The organism is Paracoccaceae bacterium, from assembly GCA_012103375.1.
Lineage (GTDB): Bacteria > Pseudomonadota > Alphaproteobacteria > Rhodobacterales > Rhodobacteraceae > WLWX01.
This window is the reverse complement of record WLWX01000001.1, coordinates 3,586,911-3,604,073: the sequence shown is the minus strand read 5'-3', so window position 1 is coordinate 3,604,073 and position 17,163 is coordinate 3,586,911. Positions and strand designations below refer to the sequence as shown.

The window sequence follows — 17,163 nt, the reverse complement described above, 5'->3', positions numbered from 1 at the left end:
TGCGGCGGGTCTTGGGTATGCCCTGCAGGAAACCACGAGAGGCAGGATGACATGGCCGACCAAAACGCACCCGACATCATCTATACCAAAGTAGACGAAGCACCGCAGTTGGCTTCGGCGTCATTTCTGCCGGTGATCCGCGCCTTTGCCGCGGCGGCGGGCGTGTCGGTCGGAACGCGCGATATCTCGCTGGCGGGCCGGATCATTGCAACCTTTCCGGAAAAGCTGACAACGACACAGCAGCAGACCGACGATCTGGCCGCGCTGGGGAAACTTGTGAAAACCGCAGATGCCAATGTGATCAAGCTGCCGAATATCTCAGCCTCGGTCCCGCAGCTTGTCGAAGCGGTGAAAGAGCTTCAGTCCCAGGGCTATGACATTCCCGACTATCCGGAAGCCCCGTCAAATGACGCTGAAAAAGCCATCCGCGCGCGCTTTGACGCGATCAAGGGCTCGGCTGTGAATCCGGTTCTTCGCGAAGGCAACTCGGACCGGCGCGCCGCGAAGGCCGTCAAGACCTATGCCCGCGCCAACCCGCATTCGATGGGCGAATGGAGCGGGGACAGCAAGACCACGGTATCCACCATGGGCAAGGATGATTTCCGCGCGAACGAGGTTTCGGCAACCCTGTCAGAAGCGCAGGCCGGTGCCACGCGGATCGAGCTTGTGGCCGCCGATGGCACCGTGACCGTCCTGAAGGATGGGTTCGAATTTCCCGCAGGCACCATTGTCGATGCAACCTTCATGTCGGCCCACGCGCTTGATGCATTCCTGACCGAACAGATTGCGGCCACCAAAGATGCCGGGACGTTGTTTTCGATCCATCTGAAGGCAACGATGATGAAGGTCTCGGACCCGATCATCTTTGGCCACGCCGTCAAGGCGTACCTGCAACCGGTGTTTGACGCGCATGGCGACGCGCTGGCGGCCGCAGGCGTCAATCCGAATTCCGGTCTTGGCGACATGCTGGACCGACTGAAGGGCCATGATGCCATTCTGGCGGATATCGAGGGTGTTCTGGCGGATCGCCCGCCGCTATACATGGTTGATTCCGACAAGGGCATTACCAACCTTCACGTCCCCTCTGACGTCATCATCGACGCTTCGATCCCGGCGCTGATCCGGGCGGGCGGCAAGGGCTGGGGCCCGGATGGAAAACCCGCAGACGCCAATTGCGTCATCCCCGACAGCTCCTACGCAGCTGTTTATGATGAGGCGATCCGCTTTTTCAAAGAGACCGGCGCGCTGGATCCCTCCACGGCGGGTACCGTCCAGAATGTCGGCTTGATGGCCCAGAAGGCCGAGGAATACGGATCGCACCCGACCACCTTTGAAATTCCCTACGACGGGACGGTGTGCATGGTGCTGGCCAATGGTGACGTGCTGCATGAACACCGGGTTCAAAAGGGCGACATCTGGCGGTCCGCCTCGACCCGCAAGGCCCCGATCGAAGACTGGGTGCAGCTGGCGATTGACCGTCAGGCGGCGGAAAACTGTCAGGCGATCTTCTGGCTGGACAAAAACCGCGCACATGACGCGGAACTGATTGCCTATGTCACACCGCTTCTGGCGGCCGCCGGGGTTTCGGACAAGTTTCAGATCCTCGCACCGCGCGAAGCGACACGCCTCAGCCTGGAAGAAATCAGCGCCGGAAAAACCTCCATCGCGGTCACAGGGAACGTCCTGCGCGACTATCTGACCGACCTGTTCCCGATCCTGGAACTGGGCACATCGGCCAAGATGCTGTCGATTGTGAAACTGATGAATGGTGGCGGGTTGTTCGAAACCGGGGCCGGTGGATCAGCGCCCAAACACGTTCAGCAACTGGTGGAAGAAAACCACCTGCGCTGGGATTCACTGGGGGAATTCTGCGCCTTGGGCGAAAGCCTGAAGTTCCTTGCCAACGCGAAAAACAACGACAAGGCGCGCATCCTGGGCGAAGCGGCCGAGGCAGCGACCCAGGGAATTCTTGACGAAAACCGCTCCCCTGGGCGCAAGGTTGGCCAGCCGGACAACCGCGACAGCCATTTCTATTTCGCGCTGTATTGGGCCCAGGCACTGGCCGCGCAAACCGACGACACGGCCCTTGCTGCGCATTTCGGGCCCATCGCCGAAGCGCTGAGCGCCAGTGAAGCGGCCATTGTTGCGGAACTCGCCGCTGTTCAGGGTGGGCCTGCGGATACCGGCGGATACTACAACACGGACGCAGACCGGACCGAGGCGATCATGCGCCCATCGGAAACGCTGAACCGCATTATCGGCTGATTGCACCTGGCCTAAAGCGCGACGTCATCGGCCCGGCACATGTCGTCGCGTGGCGGATCACTTGATCCGTTGGAGACGCTGGCCATCGAACACAACATCTGACGCCACTTTTGGGGCGATCAGACGATTTGTTCGACCGCGCCGCCAGCCTGCGACCAGGCCGTGAAGCCACCCGGCAGATGCGCGGCGTTTTTCAACCCCAACTCTCCGGCAATCTCGACAGCCAGCGTCGAGCGTTCACCAACAGCGCAATAGAGCAAGATGCGGCTGGACCGTGCCAGCCCGGCCAGCGGGCCCGAGGCGCAGCAATACTGATCGAACCGGCCATAGGGCGCGTGGATTGATCCGGGGATGACGCCGTGACGCTGACGCTCACCCTCCTCTCGGATGTCGACCAGGTGACCGTCCACATTGGGCCATTCCGCCAGAAGATCGTCAACCTCGACCGCCGGCACCCGATGCTGCGCCGACAGCATGAGGCCTTGCTTGATATTTTCGGGCACAGCCACATCCATCAGCGCCGGATTGGCCAGGTTCAGATTGTTCATGATCTCGGCGTATTCATCGGCGGATTTGACCTGCAGGCGCGGATTGAATGCCCGTTCTTCACCCACGGTGCTGACGGTGTCGCCCTTGTAGTCATGCCCCGGGAATACCATCGTTTGTTCAGGCAGCTTCAACAGCCGGTCAAACAGCGAATGATATTGGTCATAGGGATCGCCATTCTGGAAATCGGTGCGCCCGGTGCCACGGATCAGCAGCGTATCACCGGTGAACACACGGTCATCCATCAGGAAGCTATAGCTTTCGGATGTATGACCCGGTGTGTGCAGCGCCGTCAGGCTAAGCCCTTCAATCGTCAGCTTTTCATTGTCAGCAACCCGCATCGAGACGACTTCGGCCGGAGATTGCTCGCCCATGACGGTCACGCAGCGTGTCGCGTCGCGAAGGGCACCCATAGCGCTGACATGATCGGCGTGAATATGCGTATCCACGACCTTGACCAGCTTCAGGTCAAGTTCTTCAAGCAGTTTCAGATAACGCGAGGTATTCTCGAATACCGGATCAACCAGAAGCGCCTCACCCCCCTGCCGACTGGCAAGCAGGTAGGTGTAGGTGCAAGAGGTCTTGTCGAACAATTGTCTGAATAACACCGGAATACCTCCCCCAGGAATAAGTTCTGCGCAAAACTAACACGTATCCGGCGGCCATGACAGTTTCAGTTCGCGGCGACTTGACCACAGCTCGTCCGCGCCATGTCACCGGGGCTGTCGGACATATCCAACGACGTGCGGCAGTGGCCCGCCACTACCCCCACTTCCCCAAGGGTTCCAAACACTGCGCGGGCGTATCACAGATAGCCAGAGGCCCTGAAACTCAACTCACGCTCGCGCCCGACGATAAGATGGTCGTGCAACGTCAGGCCCAGCGCCTCGGCCGCCTCTTGAATGCGGCGGGTCATGTCAATGTCGGAATCCGAAGGCGTCGGATCGCCCGACGGATGGTTGTGCACCAGTATCAAGGCCGAAGCATTCAGTTCCAGCGCGCGTTTCACCACCTCTCGCGGATAAACCGGGACGTGGTCGACTGTGCCCTGCGCCTGTTCTTCATCCGCAATCAGCACATTCTTGCGATCCAGAAAAAGCACCCGAAACTGTTCCGTCGCACGATGCGCCATCGATGTATGACAATAATCGACCAGCGCGTCCCAGCCGGCCAGCACATGCTTTCCCAGAACTTTGGAGCGCGCAAGCCGATGCGCCGCCGCCTCGACAATCTTCAGTTCCTGTACCACGGCGTCACCGACACCCTGCACCCTGGTCAGCTGGTCAGTCGTCGCCGACACAACGCGATTGAAATCCCCGAACGTGTCCAGCAGTCGCCTTGCCAGCGGTTTCACATCCTGTCGGGCAATGGCACGGAACAGCACAAGTTCCAGCAATTCGTAATCCGGCATCGCCGCCGCACCACCGCGCATGAACCGCTCACGCAGACGCTTGCGGTGATCCTTGATATAGGACGGCAGTTTGCCAGTGGTCTGCGCCAAAGCATCACTGCCCGCAGCCTCGTCCGGTTCGAACAACGGCAGCGGCTTCTCGGCAAACATATCGGGCCCATCAGCCATTGCGCGAGTGTCGCTTAATCTCGATGAAGAATTCGTTAACGAACCAACCAATCCTTGTTGGATCACCCGTCTTTTCGCCAAAAATACTCCGGGGAGGTCTGGAGGGGCAGGCCCCTCCAGCTTGCGCCGGGAAACCTCAGTTCGTCATCCCATCCCAGAAGCTGCGCACCTTGGAAAAGAATGTGCTGCTTTCGGGGTTGTTGTCTTCGCCGATCTGATTGAATTCATCCAGCAATTCGCGCTGACGGCTGGTCAGGTTCACCGGGGTTTCCACGTGCAGCTCGATCAGCATATCGCCGCGCCCTGCGCCGCGCAGTTGCGGCATCCCTTTGCCCCGCAGCCGCATCTGCCGCCCGGTCTGGCTGCCTGCGGGGATCTTCACGCGGGTACGCCCGCCATCAATCGTCGGCACTTCGATATCACCGCCCAAGGACGCCGCCGTCATGCTGACCGGCACCCTGCAATGCAGGTGATGGCCATCGCGGTCGAACAAATCATGTTCGGCCACTTCGATGAAGATATAAAGATCGCCGGACGTGCCGCCCCGCAAACCTGCCTCGCCCTCGCCCGCCAGACGGATCCGGGTACCAGTTTCGACGCCTGCGGGTATGTTCACCGACAGCGAACGGTTCTTTTCAACGCGACCCGCACCGCCACAGGCGCGGCAGGGATCCTTGATCACATGGCCCGCACCCGTACAGGTCGGGCAGGTCCGTTCAACGGTGAAAAAACCTTGCTGCGCGCGCACTTTGCCCATGCCCGAACAGGTCGGGCAAACCTGCGGTTCCGCACCCCCTTCCGAGCCGTTGCCAGAACAGGTCTTGCAGGTGACCGAGGTTGGAATGTCGATTGTTTTCTGAATCCCGGCGAAGGCATCTTCCAGATCGACCCGCAGATTGTAGCGCAGGTCCGAGCCGCGTGTTGCGCGTGAACGCCCCCCGCCGCCGCCGCGCCCGCCGCCCATCATGTCGCCAAACAGATCGTCGAACACGTCCGAGAATGCGCTGGCAAAATCGCCCTGACCGCCGCCGCCGCCAAAGCCACCGCGCCCGCCGCCCATTCCGCCCTCGAATGCGGCATGGCCATAGCGGTCATAGGCCGCCTTCTTGTCGGCGTCCTTCAGAACCTCATAGGCTTCGTTGGCTTCCTTGAACTGCGCTTCGGCGTCGGGATTATCGGAGTTGCGATCCGGGTGAAGTTCTTTCGCCTTACGACGATAAGCGCGCTTTAATTCATCCGCCGAGGCCCCTTTCGAGACACCCAGAACATCATAATAATCGCGTTTCGCCATATCCGTTCTCCGGGAACGCACAGGACCGGCCCGAGGGGTCTCAGGCCGGTCCGCGCATGTCGTCCAAGCCCTTAGCTGGCGCGCTTGTTGTCGTCATCAAGGTCTTCGAAGTCGGCGTCGACAATATCATCGTCCACGCCCTGCGGTTCGTCAGCACCCTCTGGCGCGGCCTCTCCGGCTTTCTCCTGCTCGGCCTTATAGATCGCCTCGCCCAGTTTCATCGCGGCTTCGGTGACGTTCTGGATGCCCGATTTGATCTTGCCGGCATCCTCGGTCTCCATCTGCTCTTCCAGGTTGCCGATGGCGAGTTCGATGGCTTCCACCGTGGTCGGATCGACCTTGTCGGAATGCTCTTCGATCGACTTCTTGGTGCCGTGGATCAGGCTTTCGGCCTGGTTCTTGGCTTCGATCAGCTCACGGCGTTCCTTGTCGGATTCGGCGTTATCCTCGGCGTCACGGACCATCTGGTCGATCTCATCTTCCGACAGACCACCCGAGGCCTGGATCGTCACCGCATGTTCCTTGCCGGTGCCCTTGTCCTTGGCGCCCACGGCCACGATGCCGTTGGCGTCGATGTCAAAGGTCACCTCGATCTGCGGCAGACCACGCGGTGCGGGCGGGATGTCTTCCAGATTGAACTGGGCCAGCATCTTGTTGTCGTTCGCCATCTCACGCTCACCCTGGAACACCCGGATCGTCACGGCGTTCTGGTTATCCTCAGCGGTCGAGAAGATTTGCGACTTCTTGGTCGGGATCGTGGTGTTGCGGTCGATCAGGCGGGTGAACACGCCACCCAGCGTTTCGATACCCAGGCTCAGCGGGGTCACATCCAGCAGCACCACGTCCTTGACGTCGCCCTGCAGAACACCGGCCTGAATGGCGGCACCGGCGGCCACAACCTCGTCCGGGTTCACACCCTTGTTGGGCTCCTTGCCGAAGAACTTCGTTACCTCTTCGATGACTTTCGGCATCCGCGTCATGCCACCGACCAGCACAATCTCGTCAATGTCGCCAACACTCAGGCCCGCGTCTTTCAGCGCAGCCTGACATGGCTTGATCGAGGATTTGATCAGGTCGCCGACCAGGCTTTCCAGCTTGGCACGGGTCAGTTTCATGACCATGTGCAGCGGCTGACCACCGTTCGGATCCATCGAGATGAACGGCTGGTTGATCTCGGTCTGGTTGCTGGACGACAGTTCGATCTTGGCCTTCTCTGCCGCCTCTTTCAGGCGCTGCAGGGCCATCTTGTCCTTGGTCAGATCGACGCCGTTTTCCTTTTTGAACTCCTCAGCAAGGTAGTTCACGATCCGCATGTCGAAATCTTCGCCACCAAGGAAGGTGTCCCCGTTGGTGGATTTCACCTCGAACAACCCGTCGTCGATTTCCAGGATGGTCACATCGAAGGTACCACCGCCAAGGTCATAGACGGCAATGGTCTTGGTTTCCTTCTTGTCCAGACCATAGGCCAGCGCGGCAGCGGTCGGTTCGTTGATGATCCGCAGCACTTCCAGACCGGCAATCTTACCTGCGTCCTTGGTCGCCTGACGCTGGGCGTCGTTGAAATAGGCGGGCACCGTGATGACGGCCTGCGTGACGTCTTCGCCAAGATAGCTTTCGGCGGTTTCCTTCATCTTCTGCAGGATGAAGGCCGAAATCTGGCTGGGGCTGTATTTGTCGCCCTGGGCTTGCACCCATGCATCGCCATTGCCGCCATCGACCACGTCAAAGGGCAGGTTCTTCTTGTCCTTTGCCAGGTGCTTGTCGTCAAACCGCCGACCGATCAGGCGCTTGACGCCGAAGATCGTGTTGTCGGGATTTGTGACAGCCTGCCGCTTCGCGGGCTGGCCAACAAGACGCTCATTTTCCGTGAAAGCGACGATTGACGGTGTCGTGCGCGCGCCCTCGGCGTTTTCGATCACACGGGGCTGGCTGCCGTCCATGATCGCGACGCAGCTGTTGGTAGTTCCAAGGTCGATGCCAATCACTTTGGCCATGACGAAGTCCTTTCTTTCGGCGATACTGCAGCGGCGGACCCTAAGTCCGGCGTCCGCCTCTGATCCCAATTAAAATTCCGGGATCAAGGCCCCCGGCGGCGTTCCGGGCGTATATAGGGAGGCGGGTTTGACGCTGCAACGGGCCAAGCGCGTGAAATTGTGCAATTGCGGCATTTTTGTAAGGGGCGCACTACGGTGAAAGATCAATGTCAGCAACCGCTGCTGCTGGGCGGGTTCGAAGTTCATCAGAACTGGCTTTCAGCGGACCATCAGGCGGGCTTGGTTGAGGTCGCGCGCAGGATCGCAACCGCCGCCCCGTTGTTCAGCCCCGTGACCCGGTTTGGCAAGCAGATGTCGGTGCAGATGACCTCGGCAGGGCGATGGGGCTGGACGGCTGACGCAGGCGGTTACCGCTATGCCGCACGACACCCAAGCGGCGTCGAATGGCCGCCGATCCCTGAACCCCTGCTGGATATCTGGCAGACCGTGACCGGGTTGGAACGCCTGCCCGACAGTTGCCTTGTGAACTTCTATTCGCAGTACGCGCGCATGGGTCTGCATCAGGACAAGGACGAGGCCTCTTTCGAATGGCCGGTCCTGTCGATATCGCTGGGCGATGATGCCTTGTTCCGGATTGGCGGAACTGAACGGCGCGCTCCGACGCAAAGCATCTGGCTACGCTCGGGCGATGTGGTGGTCATGGGCGGGGCCGCCCGGCTGTGTCATCACGGGGTGGATCGCATCCGGCACGGGTCTTCCCACCTGTTGCCCGATGGCGGACGGGTCAACCTGACACTGAGGGTTGTGGAATAACCCGTCACGACGCCTGCCGCGTCACGGAGCCTGCATCGTGCAGCACCCCGACAGCAAGCCAACCGTGGCACCGTCATGGCGCACCGCGTGAATCTCGTACCCGAACAGGCGGTCCGACATGCCGTCCGAGCATTGACCCCGCCGGACAACGCCCGAGGTTCGCAATGTCGAAAATCCAAAGGCGTTGCTGCCGACATTGCTGCTGGCCCCGGTCCAGTCCACCGGATCAGTCACGTTGGGTGCATCGGGCGACTGATAACTCATCGTGCCGCTGTCAAACTGGATGGCCCAGAAGGGTTCGGTCCCGACGCACCACAGGCGGGCCGGGAACAGGCTGGCGTCATACCTTGCCTGACGGCGCAGGAATTTCATCGACGCCCAGCCCGTCCATCCCCCGCTGCTGACAAGACCCCAACGGCGGGTGTTGTTGACGCGCAAAACCTCGACCCCGCGCTGATTCCAGGCCAGTTCACCAACGATCGGGTGGCTGGTTCCGGCACCCGCGCGCACATTGAGAACATCATCAGATCGCACATCAATCACGTCATAAAGCGCCGGAAGCTCCTGCGCTTGCGCCGGGACCCAGGCAATCGTGATCAGAATTGCAGCCAACAGTTGTTTCATCGTTTTGCACTCCAGCTAAGCGACATCCTCTTGCGTGAATAAAACTCGCCCATCAGCCCAAGCATCAACAATCCAATCGACAAATACAGTGTGTATTTTATTGAAGAGTGATGCGGGAAATAGTTCTGAAACACGAAGCCGCGCGATTGGTCGATGGCGTGGAACAGCGGGTTCCAGTCAAACATCGCAAGTGTGGTGGCGGACAATTTGTTGGCCACGAACATCTTGCCGGATGCGATCATGTTCACCCGGATATAGATCCTGGTAAACACCCCTGCAAAATCCGGGAACCAGGGTCGAATGGCCAGCAGGAACATGCCCAAGGCCCCCATCGGGTTCACGATGGTGATCGGGTTCCACAATGTGTGATACGCAAACAGTGCGATCAGCACTGACAGCAGCTGGATGTACAGCACCCCAAGCCCTTCCGAGGTAATGCTGACAGCCGTATTCATCGGAGCGTGGTTCATCATACCCGACGTCGGTCCCGGCGCACCTGAAACCGCGCGAAATGTCCGGATATGCGTCATGTAAAGCATGATGCCGGACAACAGAAACAGGAAGAAATCGCCGCGCAGGGCCGCTCCGCGCGCGCCAAGAACATGGAACAACAGAATGAATGCCCCCAACAGCATAGCCACCTGCATCAGGTTCAGTGCAAGCGCGATGAAGGCATTGTTATGTTTGCTGCGGATCTACCGAACCGTGTTGTGAAACATCAATTCGGCAATCATCATCGCCGAGGTGAAGTTGTTTGATGCCTGTCGACGTTCGAACATGACGGATCCTGGTGATCAGTTGCGCGTTACTGCCGCGAAGATTTCAGGGAAATCTTGATGAAGTATTGTTGCCCAAGCATAAGGGACGCGCCCTGACCGCACAATCCGTGCAGCAGGAAGCCACCCCAGGGGGAATTGAACGCGTGGATTACAAGAAGCTGGAGCAGGTCAATCGCCGGCTGGCGCTGGAGGCCGGTCAGCGCATCATGGAGATCTATGATCAAGGTGACCTCGGGACGCGGGCGAAATCGGATTCCAGCCCGGTCACCCTGGCGGATGAGGCAGCGGACGCCCTGATCTTTGATGGATTGACAGCGGCATTCCCCGATATTGCAATCGTGACCGAAGAACAGGCCGCAAGCCATGATGTCAGGGCTTCGCGGTTCCTGATCGTTGATCCGCTGGACGGCACCAAGGAGTTCATCCAGCGTCGCGGCGACTTCACTGTGAACATCGCATTGGTCGAAGACGGTGCGCCGGTGCGCGGGATCGTCTATGCACCCGCCAAACAACGGTTGTTCTATACCCGCGCTGACGGCCAGTCGGTGGAAGAGGCCGGGCCATTCGCCGGGACAGCCGGAACTCTGACGCCGATCTCGGTTGCGCCGCCCGATACGGGCGCATTGCGCGTTGTTGCGTCCAAATCTCATCGCGATGCAGCAACCGACGCCTATATCAATACGTATCAGGTCGCAGATATGAAAAGCGCCGGATCCTCGTTGAAATTCTGCCTTGTCGCCACGGGTGAGGCTGACCTCTACCCCCGGCTGGGGCGCACGATGGAATGGGACACCGCCGCCGGTCATGCCGTCCTGGCCGGGGCAGGCGGGCAAGTTGTTCGCTTTGATGATCACAGCCCGCTGACCTATGGCAAAGCGGGATATGAGAACCCGTTTTTCATAGCCTACGCACCCGGAGTTGCCCTGACAAAACCCGAATGAGCCATCCGCGCGTCAGCATCATTGTCGTCAGCCGGGGGCGGCCTGCTGCATTGCGCCGTTGCCTGCTGTCCGTGTCGCAATTGTTCTATCACCCGTTCGAGGTTGTCGTGGTCGCCGATGCCGATGGCCGCGCGGCTATGGCCGAGTTCGCCGGGCGGACCAAGATAGTTGCATTCGACGACCCCAACATATCGGCAGCGCGCAACGCCGGGCTGGATCACGCAGCCGGACAGATCGTGGCCTTCATTGACGATGATGCGGTGGCGGAACCGTCATGGCTGGACCATCTGATCGCCCCATTCTCGGACCCATCGGTCAGTGCATCAGGCGGTTGGGTGCGCGGGCGCAACGGCATTTCGTTCCAAAACAAAAGCCGCATGGCTGACAAAGACGGCCAGCATTCACCCGTCGCACATCCGGGTCCGGGCCCGATATTGCTGCGGGGGTCCGCCGATGCCGCTCCGCGCACTGAAGGGACGAACATGGCCTGGCGTCGCGCAGCGCTGGCCGACCTTGGGGGTTTCAATCCGGCGTATCGGTTTTTTCTGGATGAAACCGATCTGAACATGCGGTTGGCGAGGCAAGGCGGAACAACGGCACTTGTTCCGCTGGCCCAGGTCCACCACGGTTTTGCGCCTTCGGTCTATCGCCGCGCAGATCGGGTGCCGCTTGATCTGTCTGAGATCGGCGCAAGCTGGGCGGTATTCCTCAACCATTACTCGGACCACCCCAAGGATGCGCGACGCGCCGCAAGGCTGGCCGAACGCACGCGGATGATCCGGCACGCCATTCACGACAATGTCTGGCCTTCTGCCGTTCGCACAAGGCTTGCCGAATTCGACGCCGGTTATGCCGAGGGCGCAACACGGTCCGATGGTCGCTGGACCCCAGCCGATCCACCGCCTTTCCGGCCATTCCATGACGCGCCCCCGGATCGGTCATCAATTGCGATCGCCGCGGGATTGCGCAAAGGCAATGCCGCGCGGCGGGCCACACGCGCCGCTGTCGCGAATGGCAAAAGGGTCAGCCTTTGGACCCTCTCGGCTACGACGTTGTACCATCAGGTGCGGTTTGACGACGGCGGTTTCTGGCACCACGCTGGCGGCATTTGGGGCCGTTCGGATCGCGCGATGCCGCTGATCTCACCCATGTCGATCCGGCGCAGGGTGACAATGGAAGTTGCCAAAGTGTCGAAGATCCGTGAAATCAGTGCGACTCATTTCATAGAACCTTGATATAGCGTTACCGGAATATTAACCCGACCGAGGTTCCAACACTCGGGTCGGATCGGGTCGGACAGGAAGCGTAACAAGTCAGGATCTCAATATGGCGCGCAAGGTAACCAAGGCGATATTTCCGGTGGCCGGAATGGGCACCCGGTTTCTGCCTGCGACCAAGTCAATTCCGAAGGAAATGATGACGCTGGTTGACCGGCCCCTGGTGCAATACGCCATCGACGAGGCGCGTGCCGCCGGGATCAAGGAATTCATCTTCGTCACCGCACGCGGCAAATCCGCGTTAGAGGATTATTTCGATCACGCACCGGAATTGGAACGCGCCCTGCGAAAGGCCGGGAAAACCGAACAGCTGGAGCTGCTGAAGAACACCAACATGGAAAGCGGCGGCATTGCCTATATCCGTCAGCATCGGGCCTTGGGGCTGGGTCACGCCGTCTGGTGCGCCCGCCGCCTGATTGCGGACGAACCCTTTGCGGTCATGCTGCCCGATGACGTGATTTCTGGGGATGATCCGTGCCTTCAGCAGATGGTCGAGGCGCATGAAGAGGTCGGCGGCTCGATGGTTGCCACGATGGATGTCCCGCGCGAGATGACGGGCAGCTATGGCATTCTTGATACCGACGATTCCGAACCCGATCTGGTCAGCGCAAAAGGCATGGTGGAAAAGCCCGATCCGCTGAGTGCGCCATCAACGCTGGCGGTCATCGGTCGCTATATCCTGACGCCGTCGGTCATGAAAAATCTCGACGCCAAAAAGCCGGGGTCGGGCGGGGAAATCCAGCTGACCGACGCGATTGCCGAAGATATTCGCGAAGGCCGCCCGGTGCATGGATTGCGGTTCGCAGGGCAGCGCTATGATTGCGGCTCCAAGGCCGGGTTCCTTCAGGCCACGGTCGCGTTCGGATTGGCCCGCGAAGGGTTGCGCGATGATTTCGGCGCGTTCCTGACCCGGCTGACAGCCGGAACCCGGTAAGCAAAATGCGCGCGGCGCTTCCGCCATCCTCAGACGTGCCGCTTCCGCCTTTCTGCTATGACATGACCCGCCTGTCGCGCAGGGTTGGACAGGGCGCACCGACGGGCATCGACCGGGTCGATCAGACCTATTTCGCCTGGCTTCTGGACAGCGGCGCGCCCTTGACCGGACTTGTCCGAACCGGCGTTGGATATCTGCTGCTGGACCGACAGGGCATGCAGGCGATGCGCGATTGCCTTCTGGCGACACCTGCGGCAGAGGACGACAAGGCGCAGCACGGCGGGCCGCGCAAGCATGCCCTGCGCCAATTGCGCCGCCATGCCATCGCGCGCGCACCACGCTGGGGTGTGGCGCGAATGCTCCGCAAGCAATTGCCGCAAGGGGTACGCTATCTGAACATCGGCCATTCAAACCTTGAAGATGCGGTTATCGGCGCAATTCGCAAAGTGCCGGATGGGCGCGCCATTGCGATGATCCATGACACGATCCCGCTGGACCAATCCGAAACCGTTACCGAAAAATCCCGGGCGCGGTTCCACCGTGCGCTGACTGCCGCGCTGGGCTGCGATCTGCTGCTTGCGAATTCCGGCCAGACCCGCGCCGATATCCTGCGTTTCGGCGGCGACGGCACCCCGCCAACGCAGGTGTTGTTTCTGGGCATGGAGCCACGCCTGGTCCGCGCAACAGAACCGCCCCCGTCAGACGCCCCGCCGACCTTCGTGATGCTTGGCACGATCGAGCCGCGAAAGAACCATGCGTTGATCCTGGATATCTGGGCACGGTTTCATGCCACACTCGCAAGCGCCGACATTCCGCATCTTATCATCATCGGCGGTCGCGGCTGGCGGAACGAGGGGGTGTTTGAAACGCTCGATACCGCGCCGTTCATGGGCCAGAGCGTGCACGAAGTCGGCCGGCTTGATGATGCGTCCATGTCAAGAACGCTGTCCCATGCCAACGCCCTGCTGTTTCCGTCGATTGCGGAAGGCTATGGCTTGCCCCCGATGGAGGCCGCATCCATCGGCCTGGCGGTCATCAGCGCCGACCTTGCGCCGGTGCGCGAAATCCTTGGCGACTATCCCGTTTACGCGGACACGAACGATATGCAACAATGGATAAACGCCATTGATAATGTGGTCGCTGCGGGCAGAACAAGCGCATGGAAACAGCCGCCTCCGCTTCCGACATGGGAGTCTCATTTCCGCCAGCTTCGCAGCCTGTTGTGAACACGCGGCCTTTACACCAGCACCCGGCATGAGCGTCGTAACCTCTTACCGGTTGCGGCTGCAACGAAAGCGCTGGCGGTTGCGCGCGTTGCGCAAACGGCGCGAGTTGTTTTGCCAGCAGGATCAGACCCACCTGATCCGCGCCGATGACGTGCTAGTCTTCTCAACAATCCGCAACGAACGGGTTCGGCTGCCCTATTTCCTCGAATACTATCGAAAACTTGGGGTCGCGCATTTCTTTTTCGTCGACAACAACTCCACCGATGGCTCACGCGAGTATCTGAACGGCCAGCCGGATGTCTCGGTCTGGGTATCGACGCGCAGTTACAAACGGGCGCGTTTTGGAATGGATTGGCAGAACTGGTTGCTGCGGCGATACGCCCATGGTCACTGGACCCTGACCGTCGACCCGGATGAGTTCTTCGTTTATCCGGATTGTGTTGAAAAACTCCGTTTTAGGGCCTGAACGATGATTTTTCTTTCCATGCAGCCCGATCCTAAATTTTTGGCGCGGGGGTCGGCCCAAATCGCCTACATGCGCTCACGCGCAGCCATGCGCTGTCTCGTGGTCAAAGCTTTCCGACTATTTCGCTTCATAGGTTTTCGCAAGAAATCCGCGACGCTCTGATTTCGGAGTTTTTCAACACAATCTCCGTTCTGTGACACCCGGCCCCTCAGGGCGCTGACCGACTGGCTGGATGCGTCTTCCATCCGCTCTTTCGGGGCGATGTTGCTGGATATGTACCCAAAGGGACCGATTGATGAACGCCCCTACGGCGAAGGCGACGATCCGTTCCAGATTGCGTCCTGGTTTGATCCTGGCAATTATATCATCTCGCAAAACCAGAAATTCGGCAGCCTTTGGATTCAGGGTGGCCCGAGAATGCGCGCGTTCTTCACCGATGAGCCCGCCCGCGCGCCCGCCCTCAACAAGATCCCGCTGGTGAAATGGGATCGCCGGTACACCTATGTCAGCTCGACCCACAACATCCTGCCGCGCGGGCTGAATCTGGTCTATGATGAATGGGGCGGCGAAAAGGCCTCCGGTGTGTTGTTGCACGCCAAGTTCCTGGACATGTTCGGGCAGAAATCCGCGGAAGAACTGGACCGCCGGCAACACTATGCGGCCAGCCATGAATACCGCGCCTATCAGGCAAACCTGCGCGAGAAATCCACCCTGTGGTGCCCGTGGAGCGAAAAATACATCAACTGGCGCCAGTTGGAGCTTCTGGGCCTGATGTCGGTGGGGAACTGGGCATGACGCTGGGCATCGTCATGATGGTCCACACCGCGCTGGACCGCGCCGCGCAGGCCGCCAACCACTGGGCCCGCAATGGATGCCCGGTGGTCATCCACGTTGACAAACGCGTCCCAGCCAAGGCGCTGCAAACCCTCAGACAGGACGTGTCCGGTCACAAAAATATCCGGTTCTGCCCCACGCCCCACCGCTGTTACTGGGGCACCTGGTCGCTGGTGGCGGCTTCGCAATGTGGATCAGAACTGCTGTTGAAGGAATTCCCCGAGGTCGGGCATGTCTATCTGGCCTCGGGCGCCTGTTTGCCGCTGCGCCCTGTGGCCGAGCTGCGGGAGAATCTGGCAGCCCGCCCCGACACCGATTTCATCGAAAGCGTTGCGACCCGCGAAGTACCGTGGACCATCGGCGGGCTGGATGCCGAGCGGTTTCAGATGTGGTTTCCGTTCTCCTGGCGACATCACCGCCGCCTTTTTGACCTGTCGGTGCGCTTCCAGCGTCGCGTCGGATTGCGCCGCCGCATTCCCGAAGGGCTGACACCGCATCTGGGGTCCCAGTGGTGGTGCCTGACGCGGGCCACGCTGATGAAAATCCTCTATGGACCAGAACGGGCGACCAATGACCGATACTTTCGCCATGTATGGATTCCCGACGAAAGCTATTATCAGACGCTTGTGCGCCGTTACGCCACACGGATCGAAAGCCGGTCATTGACCCTCAGCAAGTTCGATTTTCAGGGCAAGCCGCATATTTTCTATGATGACCACCTGCAACTGCTGCGCCGGTCCAACTGCTTCGTGGCGCGCAAGATATGGCCGCATGCGGATCGGCTGTACCGGTCATTCCTGTCCGAAGCCGCCCAGACGACCAGCCAGGCCGAACCGAACCCGGGCAAGATAGACCGCACCTTCGCAGCCGCGGTCGAGCGTCGCACACGCGGTCGGCCCGGTCTTTACATGCAAAGCCGCTTTCCACATCGGGACTGGGAAAACGGCATGACCGCAGCACCCTATTCCGTGTTCCAGGGGTTCGATGCGGTATTTCGCGACTTCGATGGCTGGCTGTCGCGCGCGACCGAGGCGCGCGTGCATGGCCATCTTTACGCCCCTGAACGGGCCGAATTCGCCGACCGGCAGGTCAATTTTGCGGGTGCTTTATGCGATTCTGCGACGGTGCGTGATTACAACCCATTCGCGTTTCTGACCGACCTGATCTGGAATACCCGGGGTGAGCGACAGTGCTTTCAGTTCGGCCCCCGCGACCGGCAAGAGATCAGCTGGTTTCTTGCCGCCGACCCGAATGCACAGATCTCGGTCATAACCGGCGCCTGGGCCGTGCCGCTGTTCCAAAGCGGTCGTGACTTTGACGAACTGCGCGCCACCGCCGCCCGCCTGCAACAGATCGAAGCGGACCACCTGGTTGTTCTGCGCCGGGTCCAGTCGCGCGCGAAAATTCGCATCTGGACAATGGCGCAATTCGTCGAAGCGCCAATGGAACCCCTGCAAATGATAATCGACGAAATCGGACCACGCAGGACTCAGCATCTGACCGAGGCTCCGACCCTGGTTGATCTGACCGGATTTGGCGCGTTCCTCCAAAAACTGAAGAATGACGGCATGCACCCCTATCTGGTCAACTGATT

At 60.1% G+C, this 17,163-nt stretch carries 14 protein-coding genes and 2 pseudogenes; 9 read left to right on the top strand and 7 right to left on the bottom strand.

From position 1 onward, the window contains the following. Nucleotides 1-51 precede the first annotated feature (51 nt). On the top strand, nucleotides 52-2,265 hold the full coding sequence (locus GKR99_18425) for an NADP-dependent isocitrate dehydrogenase (protein ID NKB29421.1): 2,214 nt from the start codon (nucleotides 52-54) through the stop codon (nucleotides 2,263-2,265). A 119-nt stretch (nucleotides 2,266-2,384) separates the two neighbouring features. Here GKR99_18425 and GKR99_18420 read toward each other — a convergent pair whose 3' ends face one another. The 4 genes from GKR99_18420 to dnaK all read right to left on the bottom strand — a co-directional run bounded on the left by GKR99_18420 (nucleotide 2,385) and on the right by dnaK (nucleotide 7,675). Next, nucleotides 2,385-3,419 carry an MBL fold metallo-hydrolase gene (locus GKR99_18420; protein NKB29420.1) on the bottom strand — a complete coding sequence of 345 codons (1,035 nt, stop codon included), beginning with the start codon at nucleotides 3,417-3,419 and terminating at the stop codon, nucleotides 2,385-2,387. A gap of 197 nt (nucleotides 3,420-3,616) precedes the next feature. Then, complete coding sequence (gene radC, locus GKR99_18415; GenBank protein NKB29419.1) at nucleotides 3,617-4,390, bottom strand: DNA repair protein RadC; 774 nt, start codon at nucleotides 4,388-4,390, stop codon at nucleotides 3,617-3,619. Between the two features lie 136 nt (nucleotides 4,391-4,526). Continuing rightward, nucleotides 4,527-5,681, bottom strand: a complete 1,155-nt coding sequence (gene dnaJ, locus GKR99_18410) for a molecular chaperone DnaJ (protein ID NKB29418.1) — start codon at nucleotides 5,679-5,681, stop codon at nucleotides 4,527-4,529. 71 nt (nucleotides 5,682-5,752) lie between these two features. Beyond that, nucleotides 5,753-7,675 (bottom strand): molecular chaperone DnaK, encoded by a 1,923-nt coding sequence (gene dnaK, locus GKR99_18405; GenBank protein ID NKB29417.1) that lies wholly within the window; start codon nucleotides 7,673-7,675, stop codon nucleotides 5,753-5,755. A 156-nt stretch (nucleotides 7,676-7,831) separates the two neighbouring features. Between dnaK and GKR99_18400 the strand changes: the two genes are divergently transcribed. Beyond that, a complete protein-coding gene (locus GKR99_18400; GenBank protein ID NKB29416.1) occupies nucleotides 7,832-8,488 on the top strand; it encodes an alpha-ketoglutarate-dependent dioxygenase AlkB in 657 nt (218 codons plus the stop codon). Between the two features lie 21 nt (nucleotides 8,489-8,509). Here the strand turns inward: GKR99_18400 and GKR99_18395 are convergent, their stop codons facing one another. Then, entirely contained in the window at nucleotides 8,510-9,112 is a 603-nt protein-coding gene (locus tag GKR99_18395) for an SH3 domain-containing protein (GenBank protein NKB29415.1), read from the bottom strand. Continuing rightward, nucleotides 9,109-9,891 (bottom strand): annotated as a pseudogene (locus tag GKR99_18390) (ABC transporter permease). Before GKR99_18390 ends, GKR99_18395 begins: the two are co-directional and overlap by 4 nt. Before the next feature lie 143 nt (nucleotides 9,892-10,034). Here GKR99_18390 and cysQ point away from each other — a divergent pair. The 5 genes from cysQ (at nucleotide 10,035) to GKR99_18365 (ending at nucleotide 14,735) form a co-directional block, all read left to right on the top strand. Next, complete coding sequence (gene cysQ / locus GKR99_18385; protein ID NKB29414.1) at nucleotides 10,035-10,832, top strand: 3'(2'),5'-bisphosphate nucleotidase CysQ; 798 nt, start codon at nucleotides 10,035-10,037, stop codon at nucleotides 10,830-10,832. Further along, nucleotides 10,829-12,067 carry a glycosyltransferase gene (locus GKR99_18380; protein ID NKB29413.1) on the top strand — a complete coding sequence of 413 codons (1,239 nt, stop codon included), beginning with the start codon at nucleotides 10,829-10,831 and terminating at the stop codon, nucleotides 12,065-12,067. Before cysQ ends, GKR99_18380 begins: the two co-directional genes overlap by 4 nt. Before the next feature lie 91 nt (nucleotides 12,068-12,158). Beyond that, nucleotides 12,159-13,043: a UTP--glucose-1-phosphate uridylyltransferase gene (locus tag GKR99_18375; GenBank protein NKB29412.1), complete on the top strand. Its 885-nt coding sequence runs from the start codon at nucleotides 12,159-12,161 to the stop codon at nucleotides 13,041-13,043. Nucleotides 13,044-13,048: 5 nt separating this feature from the next. Further along, nucleotides 13,049-14,269: a glycosyltransferase gene (locus tag GKR99_18370; GenBank protein ID NKB29411.1), complete on the top strand. Its 1,221-nt coding sequence runs from the start codon at nucleotides 13,049-13,051 to the stop codon at nucleotides 14,267-14,269. 28 nt (nucleotides 14,270-14,297) lie between these two features. Further along, nucleotides 14,298-14,735, top strand: a complete 438-nt coding sequence (locus GKR99_18365; protein NKB29410.1) for a hypothetical protein — start codon at nucleotides 14,298-14,300, stop codon at nucleotides 14,733-14,735. 65 nt (nucleotides 14,736-14,800) lie between these two features. On the opposite strand, the gene GKR99_18360 is transcribed toward GKR99_18365, so the two are convergent. Further along, nucleotides 14,801-14,980: a hypothetical protein gene (locus tag GKR99_18360; protein NKB29409.1), complete on the bottom strand. Its 180-nt coding sequence runs from the start codon at nucleotides 14,978-14,980 to the stop codon at nucleotides 14,801-14,803. Here GKR99_18360 and GKR99_18355 point away from each other — a divergent pair. Then, nucleotides 14,922-15,530, top strand: a pseudogene (locus GKR99_18355) (glycosyltransferase family 2 protein). The gene GKR99_18360 and the pseudogene GKR99_18355 sit on opposite strands and share 59 nt — an antisense overlap. After that, complete coding sequence (locus GKR99_18350; GenBank protein ID NKB29408.1) at nucleotides 15,527-17,161, top strand: glycosyl transferase; 1,635 nt, start codon at nucleotides 15,527-15,529, stop codon at nucleotides 17,159-17,161. Before GKR99_18355 ends, GKR99_18350 begins: the two are co-directional and overlap by 4 nt. Nucleotides 17,162-17,163: the final 2 nt, after the last annotated feature.